This window comes from Streptomyces sedi, from assembly GCF_006335015.1.
In the GTDB taxonomy this organism is placed as follows: domain Bacteria; phylum Actinomycetota; class Actinomycetes; order Streptomycetales; family Streptomycetaceae; genus Streptomyces; species Streptomyces sedi.
Genome location: NZ_VDGT01000013.1, coordinates 1 through 24,379, shown reverse-complemented (window position 1 = coordinate 24,379; position 24,379 = coordinate 1). Strand labels below are relative to the sequence as shown.

The window sequence follows — 24,379 nt, the reverse complement described above, 5'->3', positions numbered from 1 at the left end:
GTACGGATACACCTGCCAAACAGCTCAAGACGCCTCGCGGACACTGCCCGACTGGGAGCCTTCTCCGCATCACTGCCCTCCTTGGCCCTGAGCCGCCCCTCTCCCCTTCTCACGGACGCTCCCGCCCCTTCCCCCGCGGGCTCCCGGCGCCGGACACGCCGCCCTCTTCGGCCGCGCGCGTTACCCGTTTGGCGGTCGCCTGAGGTAGACATGGTGCCCTGCGAACGTCGGCCGGCTGTCAAGACTCCCGAGGAGGCCAGGTGCGAGGCTGGGCAAGGGTCACGCGGTGCGCGCTGCCCGTGGCGCTGATACTCGGAAGCGTCGCCTGCTCGGGCGGCGGCGGCACCGAGGACACCGGCGGCTCCGCCACCTCGGGCGACACCCGCACCGCCGCCGGGCAGGGCCGTTACTCCGGGCTCCCCGAACCCTGCGGCGCCGTGCGGCAGGAGACCCTCGCCGAGCTGCTGCCGGACGCGGACCCCGAGACCTACGCCGGCGAGCCGCTGGCCACCTACGACACCGGCCGCCGCGTCGGCTGCGAGTGGCGGCACGCGGAGGGCTCGGACACCCAGCGGCTGAGCGTCGACTTCCAGCGGGTGATCTCCTACGAACCCGAGGTCAGCGACGACGACCAGGCCGAGCGCGACTTCGAGGAGTTCGCCGCCGAGGCCGGCGTCACCATCACCGAGGAGGACTCGGACGACAACCGCGAGGAGGACGGGGAGGACGCGGGCGGAGACGGCACGGACCATGTCTCGCCGAACCTCGGCGACTCCACGAGCGCCGCGACCAGGAAGCTCGATGGCATTGGTCACGTCGCTTTTCTCGACGACCGTTTGACCAGCAACGACACCGGAGACCGCCGACAGGTGACCCTCGCGTTCCGCAACGCGAACGTTATCGTCACCGTCGTGTACGGCGTCTCCACCACCCGGCCCGAGGCAGCGCCCGACAGCTCCCGGACGCAGTCGCACGCCGAGTCGGTGGCCAGGCAGCTCGCCGAGGGCCTGGACGGCTGACGCCGCCGCGTCCTTCGGACCGGCGGCCCACCGCGGGCGTACCGTGACGGGGCAGGACACGGCCCACCGCAACGAGTGACTGGTAACGGAAGCGAAGAAGACATGAACGGTAAAGCCTCGCGACTCGCCGTCCGCATGACGGCCCTGGCCGCAGCGCCCGTGCTGTTCGTCGCCGGCTGCTCCTCCGACTCGGAGCCGGAGAACGACGACGCCCCGCCGAGCGAGAGCGCGACCCCCGAGCCCGTCAAGTTCGCCGAAGTCCCCGAGCCCTGCGCGCTGCTGAGCGGCGACACCGTCGGCGACGTGGTGCCGGAGGCCGACCCGGAGGAGGGCGAGGAGCTGGAGTCCAGCAACACCACGACCTCGGCCGCCTGCCTGTGGAACGGCCTGGACGGATACCAGTTCCGGTCGTTGACCGTCTCGCTGCGCCGCTTCGAGTCCGACCCGGCCGTGGGCAGCGGCGACGAGCGGGCCACGGCCTACCTCCAGCAGATGGTCGACGAGATCACGGGCGACGACGCCAACGAGGAGCCGGAGGCCGAGGAGTTGCCGGAGACCGGGGACGAGGCGGTCTCCGTCGCCTACCGGGTCACCAAGGAGGCCGACGACGCGGAACACGACTACACGCAGCAGCGCGTGGTCGTTCGCGACGGCAATGTGGTGGTGACGGTCGACTACTCGGGCGCCGGCTTCGAGGACGACGACGCGCCGGGCGCCGGCGACGTCAAGGAGGCGGCCGACCGCGCCGCGCAGGAGGCCGCGGCCAACCTCGGCTCGGCCGCCGGCGGCGGCGAGGAGGAGGGCGACGCGGAGTCGGACGACTCCGAGGAGTCCGGAGAGTCGGGGGACGCGGCCGAGGGAGCCAAGCCCGAAGGGGACTGAGCCCGGGCCGTGCGCTGACGTGTCGCGTGCGCGCGGGCGAGGGGCGCGCGGGCGACGTGCGGGCGCGCTGACGTGGGGCGGGCGCGCGGGAGTTGACGGGAGCGCCGTTCAGGCGCGGTCAACTCCCGTGTGCCGGGGCGCGGTCGGCGGGACGGGACGCGGTCGGCGCGTACATGCCCTGTCGGCATGTGCCAGGCTGGGGCCGACACCGGGACCCACCGGCGACCCCCTGGGGAGGCACCAGCAGTGGCCGCGATCCAGCTCACCCGTGCGCACCGCGTCCTCGTCGGCATCGTGCTGGCCGGGGCCGTGGTCATCGCCACCATCGGGTTCGTCGGCTCCTACGCCGCCGTCCGCGAGCTGGCCGAGGAAAAGGGCTTCGGCGACTTCGCCCCCTTCTTCCCCATCGGCGTCGACGCCGGCATCGTGGTGCTGCTCTCCCTGGACCTGCTGCTCACCTGGCTGCGCATCCCCTTTCCGCTGCTGCGCCAGACGGCGTGGCTGCTGACCGCAGCCACCATCGCCTTCAACGGGGCCTCGGCGTGGGGCGATCCGCTCGGGGTGGGGATGCACGCGATCATTCCCGTGCTCTTCGTGATCACGGTCGAAGCAGCCCGCCATGCGATCGGTCGCGTCGCGGACATCACCGCCGACCGTCACATGGAGGGCGTGCGGATGTGGCGGTGGTTCCTCTCGCCGATCCCGACGTTCCGGCTCTGGCGGCGGATGAAGCTGTGGGAGCTGCGCTCCTATCAGGAAGTCATCACGATGGAGCGTGACCGGCTGGTCTACCAGGCGCAGTTGCGCGCCGAGTACGGCAGGGCCTGGCGGCGCAGGGCGCCGGTCGAGGCGAGGATGCCACTCAAACTGGCGCGCTACGGCGTGCCGTTGCGCGAGACGGCCGCCACCGGGCTGGCGGCGGCGCGACCCCGGCTGGCGGTCGGCGCCCAGGAGCAGCAGCCGAAGCCGGTGTCGGCGGCGGCCTCGGGCCCGGAGGGCGAGGGGCGCGCGGCGGACGACGAGCGCGGGCGGCTGGGGGAACGCGCGGGGCGTGAGCGCCCCGAGGTCCGCCATCCGGAGGATGGCTCGGGCGCCGCCGAGGTGGTCGAGGAGGCGGTCGAACCGGCGTGGCTGAACGGCGGGTTCCGGCCGGCGCCGGGAGGGGCCGACGGCGGCGGCGAGCGCGCCGGCGCGGCCCGGGAGCCGGTTCGGGAGACCGTTCGGGAAACGGCGGGCGCCGGGGCGGAGCCCCGGGAGGCGCCGGGCGCCGGCTGGGGCGGCGCGCCTTACGGCGGGGAACCTTACGGTCGGGAACCGTACGGCCGGGAAGGGGAGTTGGCCGCGTCCGACGCGGGCGCGTCGTTCGGCGGAGAGGAAACGTTTCGCGGTGCGGGGCGGGGCTACGGCGGCGACGAGCCGCCGCCCGTGGAGGCCGCGCCCGCCGAGGCGGCGGTGACCGTGCCGGTGGGCCCGGGGCGGCGGCGCGCGCTGGGCAACGCCCCGGTCGTTCCGGACGACCACGAGCGCACGGAGCAGGCCGAGGCCACCGAACTCGCCGGGCTCGCCGAACCGCCCCGGCAGGACGGGCAGGACGGGTACTCGGCCGAGGACGGGCCACCCAGCGACGCGTTCTACGACGCGTACCGTCAGTACATACTCGAACAGGGCGACTTCCCCAACGCCCGGCAGCTCTCCCGCTTCCTGCACGAACGGTTCTCCATCACCGACGGCGACGGGACGCTGCTGAGCGAGCAGTATCTGCGGCCCTACACCCGGGGGTTCAGGGAGCGGTACAGCGCGGAGATGGGTACCGGGGTCTGACCGGAGCCGTGACGCCCGGGACACTGACCGGCACTCGGGGGCGCTGGCATCCGACACGCGCCCCCGGAACGCGCTCCTCCTCGACGCGTCTCTCGCGTCGCTCTCCGTAGTCCTTTCGTAGGGGTGAGTAACCCTCCTCGGGGATGACGACGGAGGGTCACGCATCACCGCATCATGGTGACCGTCAGTGAAGAGTCATCGGGCGTCGCGGAGTTGGGCGCCGGGGGGAGAGCCATGCCGTCCTCGTCCGTCACGCGGAAGCACCCCACGCCGGCGCCTCGCGCCCTCGTCCGCCGCCCCGGGTGGTGGCCCGTCGCGCCACCACCCCGGACCGGCATCGCCCACGGTCCGCCGGGGAGCACGGCCGGGCCCCCGACGACCGGGCGGTCGTCGGGGGCCCCGGGGAGACGTCGCGAGGCTCGCCGCGTGGCGAGGGCGGGGTCAGCCGCCGAGCAGCCGCCGGACGCGCTTGGCGCCGACGGCGAGCAGCAGCGTGGGCAGCCGGGGGCCGGTCTCGCCGCCGATCAACAGCCGGTAGAGCAGCGCGAAGAAGCCGCGCTGCGCCGCCTTCAGCTCGGGGGTGGGCTTCGCGTCCACCGCGAGCCCCGCGCGCAGCTTGGGGACGCCGTAGAGCAGTGCGGTCAGCCCGTCGAGGGACCACTGGTCGTCAAGGCCCTCCAACAACAGCTCAAGCGAGGCGCGTTGCTCCTCGTCGAGCGAGTCCAGCAGCGCGGTGTCCGGCTCCGCGCGCACGCGGGTGCGCTGCTCGGCCGGCACCTGGGTCTCCACCCAGCGGGTCGCCTTGTCCAGCCGGGGCCGGACCTCGTCCAGCGACCTGACGGGGTTGTCGGGGTCGACCTCGCGCAGGATCCGCAGCGTCTGCTCCGCCTCCCCGGTGGTGATGTCCACGACGGAGGCGAGCATCCGGAAGGGCAGCGGGCGCGTGGTTCCGGGCAGCGCGCCGGCGGCCGTGGAGACGGCGCGGCCGTGCGCGGCGAGGTCGGCCGGCTGCGCCGTGCCGGCGGCCACGCGGCGGGACAACGCGTCGAACTCGTCGTAGGTGCGCTGGATCTCGGAGTCGAAGGCGATCTTGAACGCCTGGTTGGGGCGCCGCCGCGCGTACAGCCAGCGGAGCAGCGGGGCCTCCATGATCTCCAGCGCCTCCGACGGCACGGGCACGCCGCCTCGGGAGCTGGACATCTTGGCCATGCCGCTGATCCCGACGAAGGCGTACATCGGGCCGATCGGCTGCTTGCCGCCGAAGATCTCGGAGACCAGCTGGCCGCCGACCACCCAGGAGGAGCCCGGCGAGTGGTGGTCGACGCCGGCGGGCTCGAAGACCACGCCCTCGTAGGCCCACCGCATCGGCCAGTCGACCTTCCAGACCAGCTTCCCCCGGTCGAACTCGCTGAGCCTGACGGTCTCCTCGAAGCCGCAGGCGCAGGTGTACCGCAGCTCGGTGGTCTCGTCGTCGTAGGAGGTGACGGTGGTGGTGTCCCGGCCGCAGGCGCCGCAGTAGGGCTTGTACGGGTAGTAGCCGGAGTCCCCGGCGCCGCCGTCGTCCTCGCTCGCGGCCCCGGAGCCCTCGACGGCCGCCAGCTCCGCCTCGTCCTCGCTGGCCGCCAGCGCGGCGTCCTGGGAGTCCTTGCCCTTGGTCCGGTAGCGCTCCAACACGGCGTCGATCCGCCGGCGTTCCCGCATCGCGAAGAGGATCTGCTCGCGGTAGGCGCCCGAGGTGTACTGCTCGGTCTGGCTGATGCCCCTGACCTCGATGCCCATCTCCGCCAGGGCGGCCTTCAGCGGCGCCTTGAAGTGCTCGGCCCAGCTGGTGTGGGCGCTTCCGGCCGGGGGCGGCACGGAGGTCAGCGGCCGACCGATGTGCTCCTGCCAGCTCTCGTCCACGCCGGGGACTCCGGCCGGCACCTTGCGGAAGCGGTCGTAGTCGTCCCAGGAGACGAGGTGTTCGCAGGGGACCCCGCGGCGCTTGATCTCGTCGGCCACCAGGTGGGGCACCATCACCTCGCGGAGGTTGCCGAGGTGGATCGGGCCGGACGGGCTCAGGCCCGAGGCGCAGACGATCGGTTTGCCGGGGGCGCGACGCTCCGCCTCGGCGATGACCTCGTCGGCGAGTCGGGAGACCCAGTCGGTCTCCATGGTGGTCTGGCCCACGGCTGGCACTTCTCCTTCTTGCTTACGGTGACCGGCCCATTGTCCCACCCCGGCCGCGCACCCCGCACCAGCGTTCACCGGGCGAGGTCGCGGAGAAGCGCTCCGTGCCACAACTCCGTTTCCTCGCCTTGCATTTATATGACAAACATGTCTCTACCGCCCACACCCCCTTGCTCAATTCCTCATGTTCGACGAACCTTTCGAGCTGACAGGTGATGAGCGAACAAGTGTCATGCTCACGCCCGTTACTCAGAGCACTTCCCCCACACACATTCGCGCTTCACCTTTCGAGGAGGACCCTCTCTATGGCAGGGATGCGTATCACTCGTCGCGCCACCGCGGTGGCGGCCACGGCGGCTCTCGGCCTCGGCGCCGGCGTGCTGCTCCCCACGATGGCCTCGGCCGACGAGACCCCCGTCGACGCACGGTCGTTCATCTCCAACGCGAACGCCCCGGGCACCGTCGACGACAGCTACCTGGTGGTGCTGAAGGACAGCGTGCTCAGCACCGCCTCCGGCGGCGCCGAGGAGCTGGCCGAGCGTTACGACGCCGAGGTCACCAGCACCTACGACACGGTGCTCAACGGCATGGCCATCACCGCCTCCGAGGAGGAGGCCGTGGCCCTGGCCGAGGACCCGGCGGTGGCCGAGGTCGTGCAGAACCAGGAGTTCACCATCTCGGGCACCCAGTCGCCCACCCCGTCCTGGGGCATCGACCGGCTGGACCAGGCCGAGCTGCCGCTGGACGACTCGTACACCTACCCCGACCACGGCGGCGAGGGTGTCACGGTCTACATCCTCGACACCGGTGTCCACTACAGCCACGAGGACTTCGGCGGCCGTGCCGAGTTGGGCTTCGACTCCTTCGGCGGCGACGGCAGCGACGGCCAGGGCCACGGCACCCACGTGGCGGGCACGGTCGCCGGCGGCGAGTACGGCGTCGCGAAGAACGCCGACATCGTCTCCGTCAAGGTGCTCGACGACTCCGGCTCCGGCACCACCCAGTCCGTGGTCGACGGCATCGAGTGGGTCACCGAGAACGCCAGCGGTCCCTCGGTCGCCAACATGAGCCTCGGCGGCGGCGTCGACGAGGTGCTGGACGCGGCCGTCAGCGAGTCCATCGCCGCGGGCGTGACCTACTCCATAGCCGCCGGCAACGACTACGGCGCCGACGCGGACGACTCCTCGCCGGCCCGCGTGCCCGAGGCCATCACCGTGGCCGCGAGCAACGACGCCGACAGCTCGGCCGAGTTCACCAACATCGGCTCGGTCGTGGACATCTACGCCCCGGGCGAGGACATCACCTCCGCCTGGAACACCGGTGACACCGCGGAGAACACCATCTCCGGCACCTCGATGGCCGCCCCGCACGTGGCCGGTGCCGCCGCGCTGTACCTGGCCGACAACCCGGACGCCACCCCGGACGACGTCCTCGCCGGCCTCACCGAGGCCGCGCTGCCGGACGCCGTCGCCAACCCCGGCGCCGACACCACGGGCAACCTGCTCCAGGTGGGCTGACCCGCTCGCGCCCGGCCCCGCTCAGGGGCCGGCGCGCAGCGCCCGTGCCAACACAGCGGCCGGGGCCCGGCGGAACGCTCCGTCGGTGCCCCGGTCGCGGCGCGGATGGACCCGGTTGGTCAGCACCACCAGCGACGCCCCCGTCGCCGGGTCGGCGACCAGCGCCGTCCCCGTGAACCCCCCGTGCCCGAACGCCGTGGGCGAGGCCAACTCCCCCATGAGCGCCGGCTGGTCCAGCTGCCAGCCGAGGCCCCGGCCGGCCTCCGGCCCCAGCCCCGCGTTCTGCGGACGCAGCATCTCCGCCACCCACTCCGCGCCCAGCACCCGCACCCCGCCCAGCGCTCCCCCTTCGAGCACGGCCTGCGCCAGCGACGCCAGGTCGCGCGCGGTCGAGAAGATCCCGGCGTGCCCGGCGACCCCACCCAGATAGTGGGCCTTCTCGTCGTGCACCTCGCCCCTCAGCATCCCCCGCCCGCTCCACGGCTGGTACTCGGTGGCCGCGCAGCGCTCCCGCAGCGCGCCCGAAGGACGGTAGCCCGTGTCGCTCAACCCCAGCGGTCCCGTGACCAGTTCCGCGACCAACACGTCCAACGGCGCGCCCGCGGCCCGCTCCACCAACGCACCCAGCGCGATCAGCCCCAGGTCCGAGTACCGGTAGGCCGCCCCCGGCGCGGACTCCAGCGGCTCCGCGCCCACCGCCGCCAGCCGCGCCGCCGCGTCCGGATAGCCCTCCAGCGCGATGTCCGCCGGCCAGCCGCCGGTGTGCGTCAGCAGGGCCCGCACCGTCACCTCCGGAAACCCGGGCAGCCAGCGGGTGATCGGCGCGTCCAGCCCCACCTCGCCCCGCTCGGCGAGCCGGACCACGACCAGCGCGGTGAACACCTTGGAGAGCGAGGCGAGGTCGAAGACCGTGTCCGGCGCCATCGGCACCCGTTCCGCCTCCGGCAGCTCGACCACCGAGCCGCCCCGCACGCCGTGACGCACCGCGTACCCGCCCGCCTCGTGCGCCGCGATCACGCCGTTCCGCGCCGCGAGCACCACGAACCCGGCGAACGACGGCTCCGGCCCTTCGAGGAACGCGCCCAGGCTGGGCGCCAGTTCGGCCAGCGCCCCCGGGTCGAGCCCCGCCTCCCCCGCCGTGCCGGGACGCAACGCCCCGCTCGCCCCGGTCACCGCTCCCGCGCCTGACCGGGGGCGTCCGTCCGGACCGGCCCCCGGTGCACCTTGCTGTTGGACGCCTGGGCCCGCGGACGCAGCACCAGCAGATCGACGTTGACATGCGGCGGCCTGGTCACCGCCCACGCGACGGTGTCCGCGACATCCTCGGCGGTCAGCGGCTCCTCCACGCCCTCGTACACCTTCGCCGCGCGCTCCGCGTCGCCGCGGAACCTGGTCAGCGAGAACTCCTCGGTCCGCACCATCCCCGGCGCGATCTCGATCACCCGCACCGGCCGGTCCACGATCTCCAGCCGCAACGTCTCCGCCAGCACATGGGCGCCGTGCTTGGCCGCCACATAGCCGCCCCCGCCCTCGTAGACGCCGTGCCCCGCGGTGGAGCTGACCACCAGCACCGTGCCCGCCCCCGAGGCGACCAGCGCCGGCAGCAGCGCCTGCGTCAGGTGCAGCACGCCCAGCACGTTGACCTCGTACATGGCACGCCAGTCCGCCGGGTCGGCCTCCGCCACCGGCTCCAGGCCGACGGCGCCGCCCGCGTTGTTGACCAGCACGTCGCAGCGGTCGAGGGACGCGGCGAACGCGTCCACGTCCGCCCGGTCCGTGACATCCAGCCGGCGCGCCCGCGCCGCGTGGCCCGCCGCCCGCAGCTCCTCGGCCAGCGCCTCGACGCGCTCCTCACGCCGGGCGGTCAGCACCACCTCGTACCCCTCGGCGGCCAGCCGCCGGGCCGTGGCCGCGCCGATGCCGCTGCTGGCGCCGGTGACGACGGCGAGCGGAGTGGATGAAGCGATGGATGACACGGAAGCCTCCCAGGTGCGCGCGGACCAGGCGCGCGCGGAACGAATCAGGCCGGAACGATCCACCCCATCATCCCCACCCGACGCGCGGAAGCACCGGAAGCACCGGAAGCACCGGACGGGGACCGCCCCTCAGAGACGTTCGCGCGACCGGCGGGCGAACTCCGTCGCCCAGTACGTCAGCACCAGGTCGGCACCGGCCCGCTTGAACGCCGTCAACGTCTCGTCGATCGCCCGCTCCCGGTCCAGCAGCCCGCGCTCCGCCGCCACCTCGACCATCGCGTACTCGCCGGAGATCTGGTACGCGGCGACCGGCACCGACACCCGGTCCGCGATCGTCCGCAGCACGTCGAGATAGGGCAACCCCGGCTTGACCATCACCATGTCCGCGCCCTCCGCCAGGTCCAGCGCCAACTCCCGCAGCGCCTCACGCGCGTTGGGCGGGTCCTGCTGGTACGTCGCGCGGTCGCCGCGGAGCGAGGAGTTCACCGCCTCGCGGAACGGGCCGTAGAACGCCGAGGTGTACTTCGCCGTGTACGCCAGCAGCGCCACGTCCTGGTGTCCCGCCGCGTCCAACGCCCGCCGGATCGCCCCGACCTGGCCGTCCATCATGCCGCTCGGCCCCAGCACCCGGGCGCCGGCCTCCGCCTGCACCACGGCCATCTCGCCGTACCTGGCCAGCGTCGCGTCGTTGTCCACCCGCCCCTCGGAGTCCAGCACCCCGCAGTGACCGTGGTCGGTCACCTCGTCCAGACAGGTGTCGGCCATCAGCACCAGCGCGTCGCCCACCTCGGCCCGCACCGCGCGCAGCGCCACCTGGAGGATGCCGTCCGGGTCGGTGCCCGGCGTGCCGACCGCGTCCTTCTTCTCCTCCTCCGGCACGCCGAAGAGCATCAGCCCGCTGACCCCCGCCTCGACCGCCTCCACGGCGGCGGCCCGCAGCGAGTCCAGCGAATGCTGCACCACACCCGGCATCGAGGAGATCGGCACCGGGGCGTCGACGCCCTCCCGGACGAAGGCGGGCAGGATCAGGTCCGCCGGATGCGTCCGGTGCTCCGCCACCATCCGGCGCATCGCCGGCGTGGTCCGCAGCCGCCTGGGCCGCACCGCCGGGAAGACCCCCGACGCACCGCTGAACTCCGCGTCCACTCCACTCAACGCGACCACCGATCTCCGTTGCTCACAAAGCTGCTCACAGAACTGACCACGGGGCTACCCCCCGGCTGTCCGGAACCCCGACCGCCCGGCACAGCGCCGCCGGAACGCGGAACGGCGCGGGGCGAGCCGTCCGCCCCACGCCGTTCCATCCAAGCACCCCGCACCGACAGCCGCCCGAGCGGCCGTCCAAGCCGGCGCGCACGCCCCGCACACGCGCCCTATGTCGTCCGCGCGCGCCGCCGCTGCGGGCGCTTCTCGCTCGGCCGCTTCAGCGCCTCGCCGGCGCGCGCCGCCGCGTCCCGCCGCGCCGCGCCGAACTCGGCGAGCGCCTCCGCCAGTTGGTGCACCGAGGGCTCCGGCGCCAGCACGTCGACCCGCAGCCCGTGCTCCTGCGCGGTCCGCGCCGTCGCCGGCCCGATGCAGGCGATCACCGTCACGTTGTGCGGCTTGCCGGCGATGCCGACCAGGTTGCGCACCGTGCTGGACGAGGTGAACAGGACCGCGTCGAACCCGCCGCCCTTGATCGCCTCCCGCGTCTCGGCCGGAGGCGGCGAGGCGCGCACCGTGCGGTAGGCGGTGACGTCGTCGACCTCCCACCCCATCTCCACCAGCCCCGCGACCAGCGTCTCGGTCGCGATGTCGGCGCGCGGCAGGAAGATCCGGTCGATCGGGTCGAAGACCGGGTCGTACGGAGGCCAGTCCTCCAACAGCCCGGCCGCCGACTGCTCGCCGCTGGGCACCAGGTCGGGGCGGACGCCGAACTCGACCAGCGACCTCGCGGTCTGCTCGCCGACGGCCGCGACCTTTATCCCCGCGAACGCCCGCGCGTCGAGCCCGTACTCCTCGAACTTCTCCCTGATCGCCCGGACCGCGTTGACCGAGGTGAAGGCGATCCACTCGTACCGGCCGGTGACCAGGCCCTTGACCGCCCGGTCCATCTGCTGCGGCGTGCGCGGCGGCTCCACGGCGATCGTCGGCACCTCGCTGGGCACCGCGCCGTAGGACCGCAGCTGGTCGGAGAGCGAGGCCGCCTGCTCCTTGGTCCGCGGCACCAGCACGTTCCAGCCGAAGAGCGGCTTGGACTCGAACCACGCCAGCCGGTCGCGCCGCGCCGTCGCCCCGCGCTCGCCGACCACGGCTATGACCGGCCGCTCGGCGCCGGCCGACGGCAGCACCTTGGCGGACTTCAGGGTCCGTTCCACGGTGCCGAGCGTCGCCGTCCAGGTGCGCTGCCTGGTGGTGGTGCCCGCGACGGTCACCGTCAGCGGGGTGTCCGGCTTGCGGCCCGAGCCCACCAGCCGCGCCGCCGTCGCGCCGATCGTCTCCAGCGCGCAGCTCAGCACCAGCGTCGCGTCGCTGCCGCCGATCTCGCTCCAACAGCGCTCGTCGGCGGTACGCGCGTCGACGAAGCGGACGTCGCCGCCCTCCGCGTCGCGCAGCGGCACCCCGGCGTACGCGGCCACGCCCACGGCGCGCGCCACGCCGGGCACCACCTCGAAGGTGATCCCGGCGTCGGCCAGCGCCAGCATGTCGCCGGCCGCGTCGGTGTCCATGCCCGGGTCTCCGACCACGGCACGGACGACCCGCTTGCCGGCGCTCGCGGCCCGCATGACAAGATCTGCGGCATCGTCACCCGCGCAGACCGGGGGGTCACCCTCAGCCATGCCCTGAAGCGGGGTGTCCGTGCCCGGAGCGAGGTGGCCGCGCACCACCTCGTAGGCGGCCGGGTCGGCGACCAGTACATCGGCCTGCGCCAGTGCCTCGACCGCGCGCAGGGTCAACAGACCCGGGTCCCCGGGTCCCGCACCGAGGAAGGTGACGTGTCCCAGGGCGCCCGTGGTCGGCTCGGCGCGCGCGAGGCGCGCTGCTGTGGGGTTCACAGTGCTCGCTCCCCCATCAGACCGGCCGCACCCTTGGCCAGCATCTCGTCGGCGAGCTGGCGGCCCATGGCCACCGCCTCGTCGACGGACCCCGGCAGGGGACCGGTGGTGGACAGCTGCACCAGCTGCGCGCCGTCGGTGGTGCCGACGACGCCGCGCAGGCGCAGTTCGGTGAAGGTCTGCCCGTCGCGCAGCAGGTCGGCGAAGGCCCCGACGGGGGCGCTGCAACCGGCCTCCAGCTCGGCGAGCAGGGTGCGCTCGGCGGCGACGGCGATCCGGGTGTGGGGATCGTCGAGCCGGGCGAGTTCGGTGACCAGCTCCGGGCGGGACGCCACGCACTCGACCGCCAACGCTCCCTGCCCTGGGGCGGGGAGGACGGTGTCGGGAGCCAGGAAGTCGGTGATCTCGGCGTCGCGTCCGAGCCGGCGGAGTCCGGCGGCGGCCAGCACGACCGCGTCCAGCTCGCCCGAGCGCACGAACCCGATGCGGGTGTCGACGTTCCCCCGGATCGGCACCATCTCGATCTCTCGGCCCAACGAGCGGGCCCAGGCGTTGAGTTGGGAGATCCGACGAGGCGAGCCCGAGCCGATCCTGGCCGGTCCCGAGGCGCGGCCGGCCATGGCCAGCGTCTCGAAGCCGAGCCCGTCGCGGGCGACGAGCGCGTCCCTCGGATCGGCGCGGGGTGGAACGGCGGCGAGCGCCAGCTCCACGGGCTGCGCCGTCGGCAGGTCCTTGAGCGAGTGCACGGCGAAGTCGATCTCCCCGGCGAGCAGCGCGTCGCGCAGCGCCGAGACGAACACACCGGTGCCCCCGATGCTCACCAGGCTCTCCCTGGAGACGTCCCCGTAGGTGGTGATCTCCACCAGCTCGACGGGGCGCCCGGTCAGCCGGGTCACCTCGTCGGCGACGCCGCGTGACTGCGCCATCGCCAACTGGCTACGCCGGGTTCCGAGCCGCAGGGCATTCATGACCGCTCCTGTTCAGGGTTGCGAACGGCGACGGCCGCCCGCGGGTCGAGGTCGAAGAGCTGCCGCAGCGCGGTCGCGTAGTGGTCGCCGCCCGGCTCGCCGGCCAGTTCCTTGACCCGCACCGTCGGCGCGTGGAGCAGCTTGTCCACCACGCGGCGCACCGTCCTGGTGATCTCGGCGCGCTGCTTGTCGTCCAGGTCCGGCACCCGACCGTTCAGCCGGGTCAGCTCGGCGGCCACCACGTCCGACGCCATCTCGCGCAGCGCGACCACGGTGGGGGTGATGTAGGCGGCCCTGCGGGCGGCGGAGAGGGCGGCGACCTCCTCCTCGACGATCGCCCGCACCGCGTCCACGTCGGCGGCCATCGGGGCGTCGGCCGAGGCGGCGGCGAGCGACTCGATGTCCACCAGCCGCGCACCGGCGAGCCGGTGGATCGCGGCGTCGATGTCGCGCGGCATGGCCAGGTCGAGCAGGTCGAGCGTCCGGTCGCGCTCGCGCAGGGCGTGCGCCACCACGTCCGCCGTGAGCACGAGGCCGGTGGCACCCGTGCAGGAGACCACCAGGTCGGCGACGGCCAGCTCGGCGGCGACGGAGATCGCGTTGATCGGGACGGCGCGCGCCTTCACGCCCTCCTCGCGCGCCAACGCGCCGGCCAGCCGGTCGGCACGTTCCAAGGTCCGGTTGGCGATCACCAGTTCGGTCACGCCGGCGCGGGCCAGCGTGGTGGCGGCCAGGGAGGACATCGACCCCGCGCCGATCACCAGCGCCCGCCGGCCGGCCGCCCAGCCGGGCACGTCGCCTTCGGTCGCCAGCTGTTCGAGACCGAAGGTGACCAGCGACTGACCGGCACCGTCGATGCCGGTCTCGCTGTGCGCCCGCTTGCCGACCCGCAACGCCTGCTGGAACAGCTCGTTGAGCAGCCGGCCCGCCGTGTGCTCGTCCTGGGCCAGCGCCAGCGCGGCCTTGATCTGGCCGAGGATCTGCCCCTCGCCGATCACCATCGAGTCCAGGCCGCAGGCGACGTTCATGAGGTGCCGCACCGCGCGGTCCTCGTAGTGCACGTACAGATGGGGGCGCAGCTCCTCGGCCGGCACCCCGCAGTGCGCGGCGAGCAGCTCGGTCAGCCCGTCGACGCCCGGGTGGTAGCGGTCCACCTCGGCGTAGAGCTCGATGCGGTTGCAGGTCGCCAGCAGCGCGCCCTCGGCCGCGGTGCCGTCCACCAGGTCGCGCAGCAGCGCGCCGCCCGCGCCCGCCGGCAGCGCCGCGCGCTCCAACAGGCTGACGGGGGCGCTGCGATGGCTGAGCCCGACGACCAACAGCGTCATGCCGGCATCACCGCCGGGATGTCGCCGTCGGGGCCCTGGTCCCGGCCGGGGCCCGAGGGGGCGGCCTCGGCCGCCAGCGGCTCGGGCACGTCCTGGGCGAGGGCCTCGGCGGCCTTGCGCTGCTCGTGGAAAGCGAGGATCTGGAGCTCGATGGAGAGGTCGACCTTGCGCACGTCGACGCCGTCCGGCACGGAGAGCACGGTCGGCGCGAAGTTGAGGATCGAGGTGATGCCGGCGGCGACCAGCCGGTCGCACACCTGCTGGGCGGCGCCGCCGGGGGTGGTGATCACGCCGATGGAGACACCGTTGGTGTCGATGATCGACTCCAACTCGTCGACGTGGCGCACCTCGATGCCGGCCACCTGCCGGCCGGAGAGCGCCGGGTCGGCGTCGATCAGCGCGGCGACCCGGAAACCGCGGGAGGCGAAGCCGCCGTAGTTGGCCAGCGCGGCGCCGAGGTTGCCGATGCCGACGATCACCACGGGCCAGTCCTGGGTGAGACCAAGCTCACGCGAGATCTGGTAGACCAGGTACTCGACGTCGTAGCCGACGCCCCTGGTCCCGTAACTGCCCAGGTAGGAGAAGTCCTTGCGGAGCTTGGCCGAGTTGACGCCGGCGGCGCTCGCCAGCTCCTCCGAGGAGACCGTGGGCACCGAACGCTCGGAGAGCGCCGTCAACGCCCGCAGGTACAGCGGAAGCCTGGCGACGGTCGCCTCGGGGATTCCTCGGCTTCGGGTCGCCGGTCGGTGATTTCGGCCAGTTGCCACGGTGCTCCTGCCGGTCGGGCCATCCGGAAGGCGGCTTCCCGCGACGCATCCGCCACAACCGCTCAACCGCGCCCAGGCTATGCCTTTGTGAACGCGTGCACAAAGATTGTGTCCGTTTTGTCCGGGCAAAGTGACCGGTGCCACATGCACCAACGCGGACACCCGGCCACACTCCTCACCTATACGCACCGCGGGGGAAAAATCGACCCCGAATGCTAATCCAAACCGGGTCAAGCCCCCAAAGCGCGACGGAGCCGCCCCTCGTCCACCCGCCAGAAGGTGTGCTGTTCGCCGTCGACCAGCACGACCGGGATCTGCTCCCAGTACATGCGGTGCAACTCCGCGTCGCGTTCGATGTCCTTCTCCTCCCACCGCGCCCCCAGATCCCCGCAGACCTCGCTCACCACCCGTCGCGCGTCGTCACAGAGGTGACAGCCGGGCCGACCGACCAATGTGACCAACCGCTCGGTGGGAGGCGCCTTCCGTGAGGCGCGGCGCAACGGGTTCATGGCGCCCATTCTGCCGTCGCCCGGCCACCCTGACTCCCCCTCGTCGCCATACCGGCGCCATCCGGTGGCCCACGGCGCATCGCTATGCTCGGGGGCATGGCCAGGCGACCCCTCACCGAGCTGTCCGCCTCGTGGGCCGACCGCCCGCGCGGCTGGTTCGCCGCGCGTCGCCGCGCGGCTACGGAGCGCAGTGTGGTGGCGGGGGAGGCGGCGGCCGAGGCCGCGCGCCAGGCCGCGCGCGCCCCGGCGCACGAGGGCGAGGAAGCGCCGGAGTTCCCGACCCCGGGCGACCCGAAGGCCGCCGCGTTCTTCGACCTGGACAACACGGTGATGCAGGGCGCCGCGATCTTCCACCTCGGGCGCGGCCTCTACAAGCGGAAGTTCGTCACCAAGCGGGAGCTGCTGCGCTTCGCCTGGCAGCAGAGCTACTTCCGGCTGGCCGGCGCCGAGCACGCGGGGCACATGGCCGACGCACGCGACAGCGCCCTCTCCATCGTCCGGGGCCACCGGGTCTCCGAGCTGACGACCATCGGCGAGGAGATCTACGACGAGTACATGGCCCACCGCATCTGGCCGGGCACCCGGGCCCTGGCCCAGGCCCACCTCGACGCGGGGCAGCGGGTCTGGCTGGTGACGGCCGCGCCGATCGAGACCGCCACCATCGTCGCGCGCCGGCTCGGACTGACCGGGGCGCTGGGCACGGTCGCCGAGTCGGTCGGCGGGGTCTACACCGGCCGCCTGGTCGGCGAGCCGCTGCACGGCCCGGCCAAGGCCCTGGCCGTGCGGGCGTTGGCCGAGGCCGAGGACCTCGACCTCTCCCGTTGCGCCGCCTACAGCGACTCGGCCAACGACATACCGCTGCTCTCCCTGGTCGGCCACCCCTACGCGGTCAACCCGGACAGCCAACTGCGGGCGCACGCCCGGGAGATGGGCTGGCGGCTGCGCGACTACCGCACGGGGCGCAAGGCCGTGAAGATCGGCGTTCCCGCCGCCGCCGGCGCCGGCGCCCTGGTGGGCGGGGCCGCCGCCGCGCTGGCGGTCCACCGACGCCGCCGGTGATCACCGCTGTCCCCCGCTGATCGCCCCTGAACAGCGGGAACGCGCCACCGGTGTCGTAAACGGGTGCGGTGAAGTGACCAACGACCGGTCGGTTCGTTGGGTGGACATATACCCCGCTCTCCCCAGGTGTCACAGCGTGAACGCGGACGCCCCGATCAAAATCGGTCAGCAGAGCGTCAAAAAGCGTGCCCAAGTGGTCGCTCTCAGCCTGGCGTTTCCGTGGCGCGATGCGCACAACGCATAACTCTTCAAACTGAATCGACGATTTCCGCAACTGGGCGTAGCACCACCTACACGAAGCGTTATTCTCCTCAGACGCGTTCCGGTCCCCACCCGTCTCCCGCCAGGGGACGGCACCGGGACCCGGCACCGCTCGACTTGGAAGCTCTGCCTCTGGGAGTCCCGTGTACCCACACGTCGGGGTTGTCGCCTCGGGCCTGGCCACGCTGCGCACGACGGTCCTGGACCGGTTGCGCGCTCTCGTCCCCCACGCGTGCGCCGGCCCCGCCCTCGCCACACCCCTCCCCGCCGGCGTCCCCGCCGGCCCGTTCGCCTTCGCCATGGCCGGAAGCGCCGTGACCACCGCCACCGTGGGCAGACGCGCCCGCTCCGGCTCCGCCGGCGCGTCCACCACCGCCCGCCGTCCCGCGGCCGACAGTGACAGCCGCCGCATGATGGATCTGGTCGAGCGCGCGCAGAACGGCGAGTCCGAGGCCTTCGGCAGCCTCTACGACCACTACTCCGACACGGTCTACCGGTACATCTACTACCGCGTCGGCGGCCGGGCCACGGCGGAGGACCTCACCAGCGAGACCTTTCTGCGCGCCCTGCGCCGGATCGGCACCTTCACCTGGCAGGGCAGGGACTTCGGCGCCTGGCTGGTCACCATCGCTCGGAACCTGGTCGCCGACCACTTCAAGTCGAGCCGTTTCCGACTCGAAGTGACCACCGGCGAGATGCTCGACGCCAACGAGGTCGAGCGCAGCCCCGAGGAGTCCGTCCTGGAGTCCCTGGCCAACTCGGCCCTGCTGGACGCGGTCCACAAGCTCAACCCCCAGCAGCAGGAGTGCGTGACCCTGCGCTTCCTCCAGGGCCTCTCGGTCGCCGAGACGGCCCGCGTCATGGGGAAGAACGAGGGAGCCATCAAGACCCTCCAGTACCGCGCCGTCCGCACCCTCGCCCGCCTGCTCCCCGACGACGCGCGCTAGGCCCGCACTTCACGGGGCGACCCACACCGCACGGGGCGACCCACACCCCGCGGGATGACCCACACCCCGCGGGGCGACCCGCGAGGCACGGGGCCGTGGCGCGACCACCGTCACGTTCCCCCGCCCGCGCCCCTCGCACGGCGGGACTCCCGCCCCTCGGGACCCACCCGTCAAGCACGACGGAGGGTAGACTCACGCAATCACTCAGTCACATAATCTGCCAGCCGTAACCCGAGTGCCGGTCCACTCGTTGTCGGGTTCGCGGGTTCCCTACGGCCACTTTCCCCCAGGGGTTTCACTCTTCCGGATGCTCCTGGCGGAAGCCCGAAACTTCCGGCCCCGTCAGGGAGTCCTTCGTGTGACGAGAGGAGGTGCCGTCCGTGATCGGTTCCGTGTCGGCAAACCGCCGCGCCCAAGCCTTCGCCCAGCTGCTCGACGAGGCCCGACCGCCCGGCGATACCCAAGCGCCCGAAGCGCCCCACCGGGGGGAGCGCGCGGCGACGGCCGAGCGCGGCACGACGGCCGCGCAGGCCGACCAGTCCGCCCTGCTGTCCGTGGTCGATCGGCTGGCCGCCCTGCCCAGGCCCGAGCTGTCAGCCGACGCCCGCGCCGCCCAACGCGCCGCGCTGCTCGCGGCGATGGACGAGGCGGTGGACGAGGCGGGGAGCGCAGCCGCCGAGCCGCCCCGCGTGCCCGCGCAGACGCGCCGCGCGGACGAGGGGCGGCCGAGCGCCAGCCCGTTGAGCAGGCTGCGCCCCAGATCCCGGCTCTCCAAGGGCCTGGCCGCCGGCGGGCTGACCTTCGGTGTCGCCGCTGGCGCCCTCGGCGGCGTCGCCGCCGCCTCCAACGACGCCCTCCCGGGCGACACCCTCTACGGCCTCAAGCGCGGCATGGAGGACCTCAGGCTCGACTTCGCCAACGGCGACGCCGACCGCGGCCAGCTCTACCTCGACCAGGCGACGACCCGCCTGCACGAGGCCAGGGACCTGCTCGCCCGCCAGGCGAGCGCCACCCTCGACCACGAGCGCCTCGGCGACATCCGCCGCGCCCTGTCCAACATGCGCGACGACGCCTCCGAGGGCCACCGGCTCCTCACCCGCGCCTACGAGAACCAGGGCTCGATCGGCTCGATCCAGTCCCTCTCCAGCTTCTTCGAGGGTCAGAACACGACCTGGGAGGAGGTGCGCCGCTCCCTGCCGCCCCAGCTCGGCGACGTCCGCGAGGAGGTCACCGACGTCCTGGACGCCATGCGCGAGGACATCGCCCCGCTGCGTTCCCTGCTGCCCCCCGAGTCGGCCGACGAGGACTCCGAGGAGCGGCAGAACGCCTCGCTCCGCCCGCCGACCGCGACCACTACCGACGAGGAGTCGGGTGAGCGGCCCGACGAGACCGCCTCCGAACCCTCCCGGACACGTTCCGAGCCCTCGACCACGGACCCCGAGCCGTCCGAGGAGAACGAGGGCCTGCTGGAGGGCACCGGCGGCCTGCTCGAAGGGGTCGCCCCCGAGACCGACCGCCCGACGGGCGACCCCGACGCCTCCCCGGAGCGCACGGAGAGCGAGACCGACATCACGATCCCGCCGCTTCTGGAAGACCTGCTCCCCCGGCTCGACCTCGACGTCAGCCCCACAGAGGAAGGCCGCTGACACCGGGAAGCACCTCACCACAGGCCCCCCGGGGGGACTCGCGGGACGCCTCAGAAGAAGACGGAGCGGCGCGCCATCAGCAGCTTGTAGAGCGTGTGCTGGATGGTCTCCCGCACCTGGTCCGTCAGTTGGAACATCAGCATCGGGTCCTCGGCCGCCTCCGGCGGCTGATCGCCCGTCTCGATCGGCTCACCGAACTCGATCGTCCACTTGGTAGGCAACGGCACCGCCCCCAACGGCCCCAGCCACGGGAACGTCGGCGTCAGCGGGAAGTACGGCAGCCCCAACAACCGGGCTACCGTACGGGCGTTGCCCACCATCGGATGGATCTCCTCCGCGCCCACGATCGAGCACGGCACGATCGGCACCCGCGCCCGCAGCGCCGTGGCGACGAAACCGCCCCTCCCGAAGCGCTGAAGGCGGTACCGCTCGGCGAAGGGCTTCCCTATGCCCTTGAACCCCTCCGGCATCACCCCCACCAACTCGCCGCGCTCCAGCAGCTCCTGCGCGTCCTCCGCGCACGCCAGCGTGTGCCCGGCCTTCCGCGCCAGCTCGTTGACCACCGGCAGCTGGAAAACCAGGTCGGCCGCGAGCAGCCGCAACCGCCGCTCCGCCGGATGCCGCTCCCGCACCGCCACCTGCGCCATCAGCCCGTCCCACGGCAGCGTCCCCGAGTGGTTGGCCACGATCAGCGCGCCCCCCTCGGCCGGCACGTTCTCGATGCCGCGCACGTCCACCCGGAAATAGCGCTCGAAGACCGGCCGCAGCAGCGGCATCAGCACCTCGTCGGTCAACTCCCGGTCGAAGCCGAAGTCGTCCACCTCGTACGCCCCGGTCAGCCTCCGACGCAGAAACTCCAGCCCGCGCTCCAGCGCCGACTCCCCGGCCTCCCCGGCCTCCCCGACAGGGGCGTCCCCGCCGTCCCCCACTCCGGCCTTCCCGGCCCGCAGGGAACGCCGTTCCCCCTCGTCGAACGGGATCACCTTCGCGTCAGCCACGACGCACCACCTCCTCCAACCGCCCGACCATGCGCGACAGCCGCTCAGGGGCCAGGGGACCCCCGCCGTGTGCCGCGACGAAGTCGGCGAACGTCTCGGCCGTGGAGTGCGGCAGAGAACCGCCCCTCGCCTCCCGCAGCAGAGCGGTCCGCGCCACCCGCCCGGCCATCAGCGACCGGAACTGCTCGGCGGAGAGCCCCGAGACCCCCACCGTACGCAGCGCCGCCCCCACCCACGGAGTCAGCGGCGACAGCACCGGCACCGTCGGCCGCCCCAGCCGCCGCGCCGCCTGGGTCAGGGTCAGCACCCCGTCGCCCGCCACGTTGAAGACCCCGGCGCCCAGGCCCGGCTCCGCCACGGCACCGCCGACCACCTCCAGGGCGTCGTCCTCGTGCACCAGCTGGAGCCTCGGGTCATGGCCGAAGACGGTGGGCAGCACCGGCAGTCGGAAGTAGGCGGCCATCCGGGAGTCGGAGGCGGGCCCCAGCAGATGCGCGAAGCGCAGCACGGTCACCGCCACCTCGGGGCGTCTGCGGGCGAACCCCCGCACGTATCCCTCGACCTCCGCCACGTCGCGGGCGAAGCCGTCGCCGGCGGCGGCGCGCGGAGGGCTGTCCTCGCCGAAGACCGCGGGCTCCCTGGCCGCGCTCCCGTAGACCTGGGTGCTCGACCTGACGACAAGGCGCCGCAGCCCGGGCACCTTCTGGCAGGCGCCGAGCAGCTGCATCGTGCCCAGGACGTTGTTCTCCTTGACCGTGGACCGGCCCTCCCCCGGCGTGAGCGGCGCCTCCCGCACGTCGAGGTGGACCACGGTGTCCACCGCCCGCTCCGCCAACAACGGGACCAGCGTCGGCCGCCGCACGTCCGTGTACAGGAACTCGACGTCGGGCAGCCGCTTCGGCGGCAGCCGGCGGTCCACGGCGATCAGCCGCCCCACACCGGGATCACGCCGCAGCAGAGCGAGAACCCGGCTCCCCCACGCGTCACCGGCCCCGGTGACCAGCACCGTCCTGCCCATGGCACCCCTTTACGCACGTCGGCCCTCCCGCCACGAGGGCGAGAGGGCCGGTCAGCAGCGTTCGCTCACTTCTTGTTGCGACGCTGCACACGCGTGCGCTTGAGCAACTTGCGGTGCTTCTTCTTCGCCATCCGCTTACGCCGCTTCTTGATAACAGAGCCCACGACTACCCTCGCTTACTTCGCTTACCCGGTGCGGGGCGTCCGAGCCCACACGACCTACATGGGCCTCAGCCTACCGTTCACCGAGTGATACGGGTTAATCGAGGGGTGTGCTCGGGCTCCGCCCGATGTCAGGCGCTTTCGACGCCGACAAAGGACTCGCGGAGGTACTCATGGACGGCTTGCTCGGGAACTCGGAAGGACCTTCCCACTCGGATCGCGGGCAGATGACCGGCGTGCACCAAGCGGTACACGGTCATCTTGGAGACTCGCATCACCGCGGCGACCTCCGCCACGGTCAGGAACTTGGCCTCGCTCAGAAGCCTTTCAGCAGCCATGTCACACCTGACCTTCCGCACATGTCGGGCACCGGCTTCCCCTCCGGTGACTCCCTCTCGCATGTGCGCTCCTCCCCAGATTAGGGGCGCGTGATGCGAGTGAGGAAGAGGTGCCTCAACCGGCCTTTTCCAGCGAGCCGCCCCTCACCACGACAGAGAACACCCTTCGTCACATAGTGCGTACGCAGAGCGTAGTCCCCGTCTCACACGACGACAGCCCCGCAACGAGACGCCTCCCGCGCCCCGTTCCGCCCCCGCACCCCCACCCGCCACGTCGGAACAGCGAGCCGGCCACGCGCCCTCCGCCCCTCGCTGACCAGCATGGAAACGTCGACGACCGCGCCCCGGGCAGGAACGACCCCACGTCAACTCGCCGAAGCTGGCACTCACTTGAAGAGGTGAAGCGACCACGCCCGGGCAACGGCGCCCGACCGTGGGACGGCTCGCCGCCGGAGCCGCGTGACGTAGAGAGCCCGGATAGCTTTGTCGATAGATCCCCACTACAGAGAGCGCAGGGAAATCGGTGCGCTGCGACGGCCGTTCGTCTCAGGAGACCGTAGCGCCGCCTCCGCCACATCCGCACCACGGGCCGACGACGGCTCAGGCGAGCAGGCCGTGATGCGGGTAGACCGCCCTTCGGGTCGCCAGGATCGCCTGGTCCACCCGGTCCGCCGGATCATAGCCGGAGCCCCAGTCCGCCCAGCGCGGCGTCCGCCCGTCGGTCATCCGCCGGGGCCCGTCGCCCCGCGTCAGGGCGAAGACCCGCTGCCTCCACTCCTCGGGCACCTCGGTCGCTGGCTCGACGGGCGCGTGGGCGGCGACACCGACCAGGTGGCTCCAGATCCTGGGGACCACGTCCACCACCGCGTAGCCGCCCCCGCCGAGCGCCAACCAGCGCCCCTCCGCGTACGCGTGCGCCCAGCGGTGCGCCGCCTCGGCGCCGAGACGCTGGGCGTCGAGGCTGAGCGTGAGATGGGCCAGCGGGTCCTCGAAGTGGGTGTCCGCGCCGTGCTGCGAGACCAGCGCCTGGGGACCGAACGCCTCCAGCAGCTCGGGCACCACGGCGTGCAGGGCCCGCAGCCACGCCTCGTCGGAACTCCCCGCGGGCAGGGCCACGTTGACGGCCCCGCCGGCAGCCGCCGCGGCACCGGTCTCCTCGGGATGCCCGGTACCGGGGAAGAGGGTGCGGGGGTGTTCGTGGAGCGAGATGGTCAACACCCTGGGGTCGGACCAGAAGGCGTGCTGCACCCCGTCTCCATGGTGCACGTCCAGGTCGAGGTAGGCGACGCGGGTGGCGCCGAGTTCGAGCAGGCGCGCGATGGCGAGCGCGGCGTCGTTGTAGACACAGAAGCCGGAGGCGCCCGCGGGCATCGCGTGGTGCAGGCCACCCGCGAAGTTGACGGCGTGCGCGACCTCACCGCCCCAGATCGCCTCGGCGCCGGCCACGGACTGGCCGGCGATCAGCGAGGAGGCCTGGTGCATCCCGGCGAAGGCCGGGTTGTCGACGCTGTCGAAGCCGAACCCGCCCGCGACGGCCCCGGGTCGCTCGGAGGCCGCACGCACGGCGGCGACGTAGTCGGGGTCGTGGACCAGGGCCAACGTGGCGTCGTCGGCCGGCGGGGCGCCCCGTACGGTGAGCCGACGGTCGAGTCCCAGCGCCTCGACGAGCGCCATGGTCAGGGTCAGCCGAACCGGATCCATGGGGTGGCCGGGACCGAAGTTGTACCCGGTGACCCCCTCGTCCCACAGCAGGCGCGCTTCTCCACTCATGGGGCCACCGTAACGGAAAAAGGGAGGGTTTCGTCGGAATCGAAATTCCGACGAAACCCTCCCTCATATTCAAATAATTGTCCGGCGGCGTCCTACTCTCCCACACGGTCCCCCATGCAGTACCATCGGCGCTGAAGAGCTTAGCTTCCGGGTTCGGAATGTAACCGGGCGTTTCCTCTCCGCCATGACCACC

21 protein-coding genes and 1 rRNA gene are annotated in these 24,379 nt (G+C 72.8%); 7 read left to right on the top strand and 15 right to left on the bottom strand.

Going from position 1 to position 24,379, the window contains the following annotated elements:
- Positions 1 to 260 precede the first annotated feature (260 nt).
- The 3 genes from FH715_RS17555 to FH715_RS17545 all read left to right on the top strand — a co-directional run bounded on the left by FH715_RS17555 (position 261) and on the right by FH715_RS17545 (position 3,722).
- Positions 261 to 1,019, top strand: a complete 759-nt coding sequence (locus tag FH715_RS17555; protein WP_139646385.1) for a DUF3558 domain-containing protein — start codon at positions 261 to 263, stop codon at positions 1,017 to 1,019.
- A gap of 102 nt (positions 1,020 to 1,121) precedes the next feature.
- Positions 1,122 to 1,901, top strand: coding sequence for a DUF3558 domain-containing protein (locus FH715_RS17550; RefSeq protein ID WP_139646383.1), 780 nt, complete (start codon positions 1,122 to 1,124; stop codon positions 1,899 to 1,901).
- A 246-nt stretch (positions 1,902 to 2,147) separates the two neighbouring features.
- On the top strand, positions 2,148 to 3,722 hold the full coding sequence (locus FH715_RS17545; RefSeq protein ID WP_139646381.1) for a DUF2637 domain-containing protein: 1,575 nt from the start codon (positions 2,148 to 2,150) through the stop codon (positions 3,720 to 3,722).
- 441 nt (positions 3,723 to 4,163) lie between these two features.
- Here FH715_RS17545 and lysS read toward each other — a convergent pair whose 3' ends face one another.
- Positions 4,164 to 5,876 carry a lysine--tRNA ligase gene (gene lysS / locus FH715_RS17540; RefSeq protein WP_211367702.1) on the bottom strand — a complete coding sequence of 571 codons (1,713 nt, stop codon included), beginning with the start codon at positions 5,874 to 5,876 and terminating at the stop codon, positions 4,164 to 4,166.
- A gap of 329 nt (positions 5,877 to 6,205) precedes the next feature.
- Between lysS and FH715_RS17535 the strand changes: the two genes are divergently transcribed.
- Positions 6,206 to 7,408, top strand: coding sequence for a S8 family peptidase (locus FH715_RS17535; protein ID WP_139646377.1), 1,203 nt, complete (start codon positions 6,206 to 6,208; stop codon positions 7,406 to 7,408).
- Positions 7,409 to 7,429: 21 nt separating this feature from the next.
- Here the strand turns inward: FH715_RS17535 and FH715_RS17530 are convergent, their stop codons facing one another.
- From FH715_RS17530 to FH715_RS17495, 8 genes are all read right to left on the bottom strand, one after another.
- Positions 7,430 to 8,581 carry a serine hydrolase domain-containing protein gene (locus FH715_RS17530; protein WP_170184754.1) on the bottom strand — a complete coding sequence of 384 codons (1,152 nt, stop codon included), beginning with the start codon at positions 8,579 to 8,581 and terminating at the stop codon, positions 7,430 to 7,432.
- On the bottom strand, positions 8,578 to 9,384 hold the full coding sequence (locus tag FH715_RS17525; RefSeq protein WP_425472736.1) for an SDR family NAD(P)-dependent oxidoreductase: 807 nt from the start codon (positions 9,382 to 9,384) through the stop codon (positions 8,578 to 8,580). Before FH715_RS17525 ends, FH715_RS17530 begins: the two co-directional genes overlap by 4 nt.
- A 129-nt stretch (positions 9,385 to 9,513) precedes the next feature.
- The gene (gene hemB, locus FH715_RS17520) at positions 9,514 to 10,548 is read right to left on the bottom strand and encodes a porphobilinogen synthase (protein ID WP_425472735.1); all 1,035 of its coding nucleotides are present in this window, start codon (positions 10,546 to 10,548) and stop codon (positions 9,514 to 9,516) included.
- Between the two features lie 209 nt (positions 10,549 to 10,757).
- Positions 10,758 to 12,419, bottom strand: coding sequence for a bifunctional uroporphyrinogen-III C-methyltransferase/uroporphyrinogen-III synthase (locus FH715_RS17515; RefSeq protein ID WP_139646373.1), 1,662 nt, complete (start codon positions 12,417 to 12,419; stop codon positions 10,758 to 10,760).
- Positions 12,416 to 13,387 (bottom strand): hydroxymethylbilane synthase, encoded by a 972-nt coding sequence (gene hemC, locus FH715_RS17510; protein ID WP_139646371.1) that lies wholly within the window; start codon positions 13,385 to 13,387, stop codon positions 12,416 to 12,418. The genes FH715_RS17515 and hemC overlap by 4 nt, the downstream gene beginning before the upstream one ends.
- On the bottom strand, positions 13,384 to 14,712 hold the full coding sequence (locus tag FH715_RS17505) for a glutamyl-tRNA reductase (protein ID WP_139646369.1): 1,329 nt from the start codon (positions 14,710 to 14,712) through the stop codon (positions 13,384 to 13,386). The genes hemC and FH715_RS17505 overlap by 4 nt, the downstream gene beginning before the upstream one ends.
- On the bottom strand, positions 14,709 to 15,479 hold the full coding sequence (locus tag FH715_RS17500; protein WP_139646367.1) for a redox-sensing transcriptional repressor Rex: 771 nt from the start codon (positions 15,477 to 15,479) through the stop codon (positions 14,709 to 14,711). The genes FH715_RS17505 and FH715_RS17500 overlap by 4 nt, the downstream gene beginning before the upstream one ends.
- A gap of 230 nt (positions 15,480 to 15,709) precedes the next feature.
- Positions 15,710 to 15,997 carry a glutaredoxin family protein gene (locus FH715_RS17495; protein WP_139646365.1) on the bottom strand — a complete coding sequence of 96 codons (288 nt, stop codon included), beginning with the start codon at positions 15,995 to 15,997 and terminating at the stop codon, positions 15,710 to 15,712.
- A gap of 87 nt (positions 15,998 to 16,084) precedes the next feature.
- Here FH715_RS17495 and FH715_RS17490 point away from each other — a divergent pair, with 87 nt between their 5' ends.
- From FH715_RS17490 to FH715_RS17480, 3 genes are all read left to right on the top strand, one after another.
- Positions 16,085 to 17,047, top strand: coding sequence for an HAD family hydrolase (locus FH715_RS17490; RefSeq protein ID WP_139646363.1), 963 nt, complete (start codon positions 16,085 to 16,087; stop codon positions 17,045 to 17,047).
- A gap of 404 nt (positions 17,048 to 17,451) precedes the next feature.
- Positions 17,452 to 18,255 (top strand): ECF subfamily RNA polymerase sigma factor, BldN family, encoded by an 804-nt coding sequence (locus FH715_RS17485; protein ID WP_139646361.1) that lies wholly within the window; start codon positions 17,452 to 17,454, stop codon positions 18,253 to 18,255.
- 380 nt (positions 18,256 to 18,635) lie between these two features.
- Positions 18,636 to 19,901 (top strand): DUF5667 domain-containing protein, encoded by a 1,266-nt coding sequence (locus FH715_RS17480; protein ID WP_139646359.1) that lies wholly within the window; start codon positions 18,636 to 18,638, stop codon positions 19,899 to 19,901.
- Between the two features lie 50 nt (positions 19,902 to 19,951).
- Here FH715_RS17480 and FH715_RS17475 read toward each other — a convergent pair whose 3' ends face one another.
- The 6 genes from FH715_RS17475 to rrf form a co-directional block, all read right to left on the bottom strand.
- Entirely contained in the window at positions 19,952 to 20,899 is a 948-nt protein-coding gene (locus FH715_RS17475; RefSeq protein WP_139646357.1) for a lysophospholipid acyltransferase family protein, read from the bottom strand.
- A complete protein-coding gene (locus FH715_RS17470) occupies positions 20,892 to 21,917 on the bottom strand; it encodes an NAD-dependent epimerase/dehydratase family protein (RefSeq protein WP_139646355.1) in 1,026 nt (341 codons plus the stop codon). The genes FH715_RS17475 and FH715_RS17470 overlap by 8 nt, the downstream gene beginning before the upstream one ends.
- 65 nt (positions 21,918 to 21,982) lie before the next feature.
- Complete coding sequence (locus FH715_RS17465; RefSeq protein ID WP_003948845.1) at positions 21,983 to 22,081, bottom strand: 30S ribosomal protein bS22; 99 nt, start codon at positions 22,079 to 22,081, stop codon at positions 21,983 to 21,985.
- 128 nt (positions 22,082 to 22,209) lie between these two features.
- The gene (locus FH715_RS17460) at positions 22,210 to 22,416 is read right to left on the bottom strand and encodes a helix-turn-helix domain-containing protein (protein WP_052849337.1); all 207 of its coding nucleotides are present in this window, start codon (positions 22,414 to 22,416) and stop codon (positions 22,210 to 22,212) included.
- 600 nt (positions 22,417 to 23,016) lie between these two features.
- A complete protein-coding gene (locus FH715_RS17455) occupies positions 23,017 to 24,186 on the bottom strand; it encodes an acetoin utilization protein AcuC (protein WP_139646353.1) in 1,170 nt (389 codons plus the stop codon).
- Positions 24,187 to 24,265: 79 nt separating this feature from the next.
- Positions 24,266 to 24,379, bottom strand: a 5S ribosomal RNA gene (rrf, locus tag FH715_RS17450); the annotation flags it as partial.

Coding starts and splice junctions, on each gene's coding strand:
- FH715_RS17550 (WP_139646383.1), top strand. CDS start 1,122: ATGAACGGTAAAGCCTCGCGACTCGCCGTCCGCATGACGGCCCTGGCC.
- FH715_RS17495 (WP_139646365.1), bottom strand. CDS start 15,997: ATGGGCGCCATGAACCCGTTGCGCCGCGCCTCACGGAAGGCGCCTCCC.
- FH715_RS17490 (WP_139646363.1), top strand. CDS start 16,085: ATGGCCAGGCGACCCCTCACCGAGCTGTCCGCCTCGTGGGCCGACCGC.
- hemC (WP_139646371.1), bottom strand. CDS start 13,387: ATGAATGCCCTGCGGCTCGGAACCCGGCGTAGCCAGTTGGCGATGGCG.
- FH715_RS17460 (WP_052849337.1), bottom strand. CDS start 22,416: ATGGCTGCTGAAAGGCTTCTGAGCGAGGCCAAGTTCCTGACCGTGGCG.
- FH715_RS17455 (WP_139646353.1), bottom strand. CDS start 24,186: ATGAGTGGAGAAGCGCGCCTGCTGTGGGACGAGGGGGTCACCGGGTAC.
- lysS (WP_211367702.1), bottom strand. CDS start 5,876: ATGGAGACCGACTGGGTCTCCCGACTCGCCGACGAGGTCATCGCCGAG.
- FH715_RS17470 (WP_139646355.1), bottom strand. CDS start 21,917: ATGGGCAGGACGGTGCTGGTCACCGGGGCCGGTGACGCGTGGGGGAGC.
- FH715_RS17505 (WP_139646369.1), bottom strand. CDS start 14,712: ATGACGCTGTTGGTCGTCGGGCTCAGCCATCGCAGCGCCCCCGTCAGC.
- FH715_RS17535 (WP_139646377.1), top strand. CDS start 6,206: ATGCGTATCACTCGTCGCGCCACCGCGGTGGCGGCCACGGCGGCTCTC.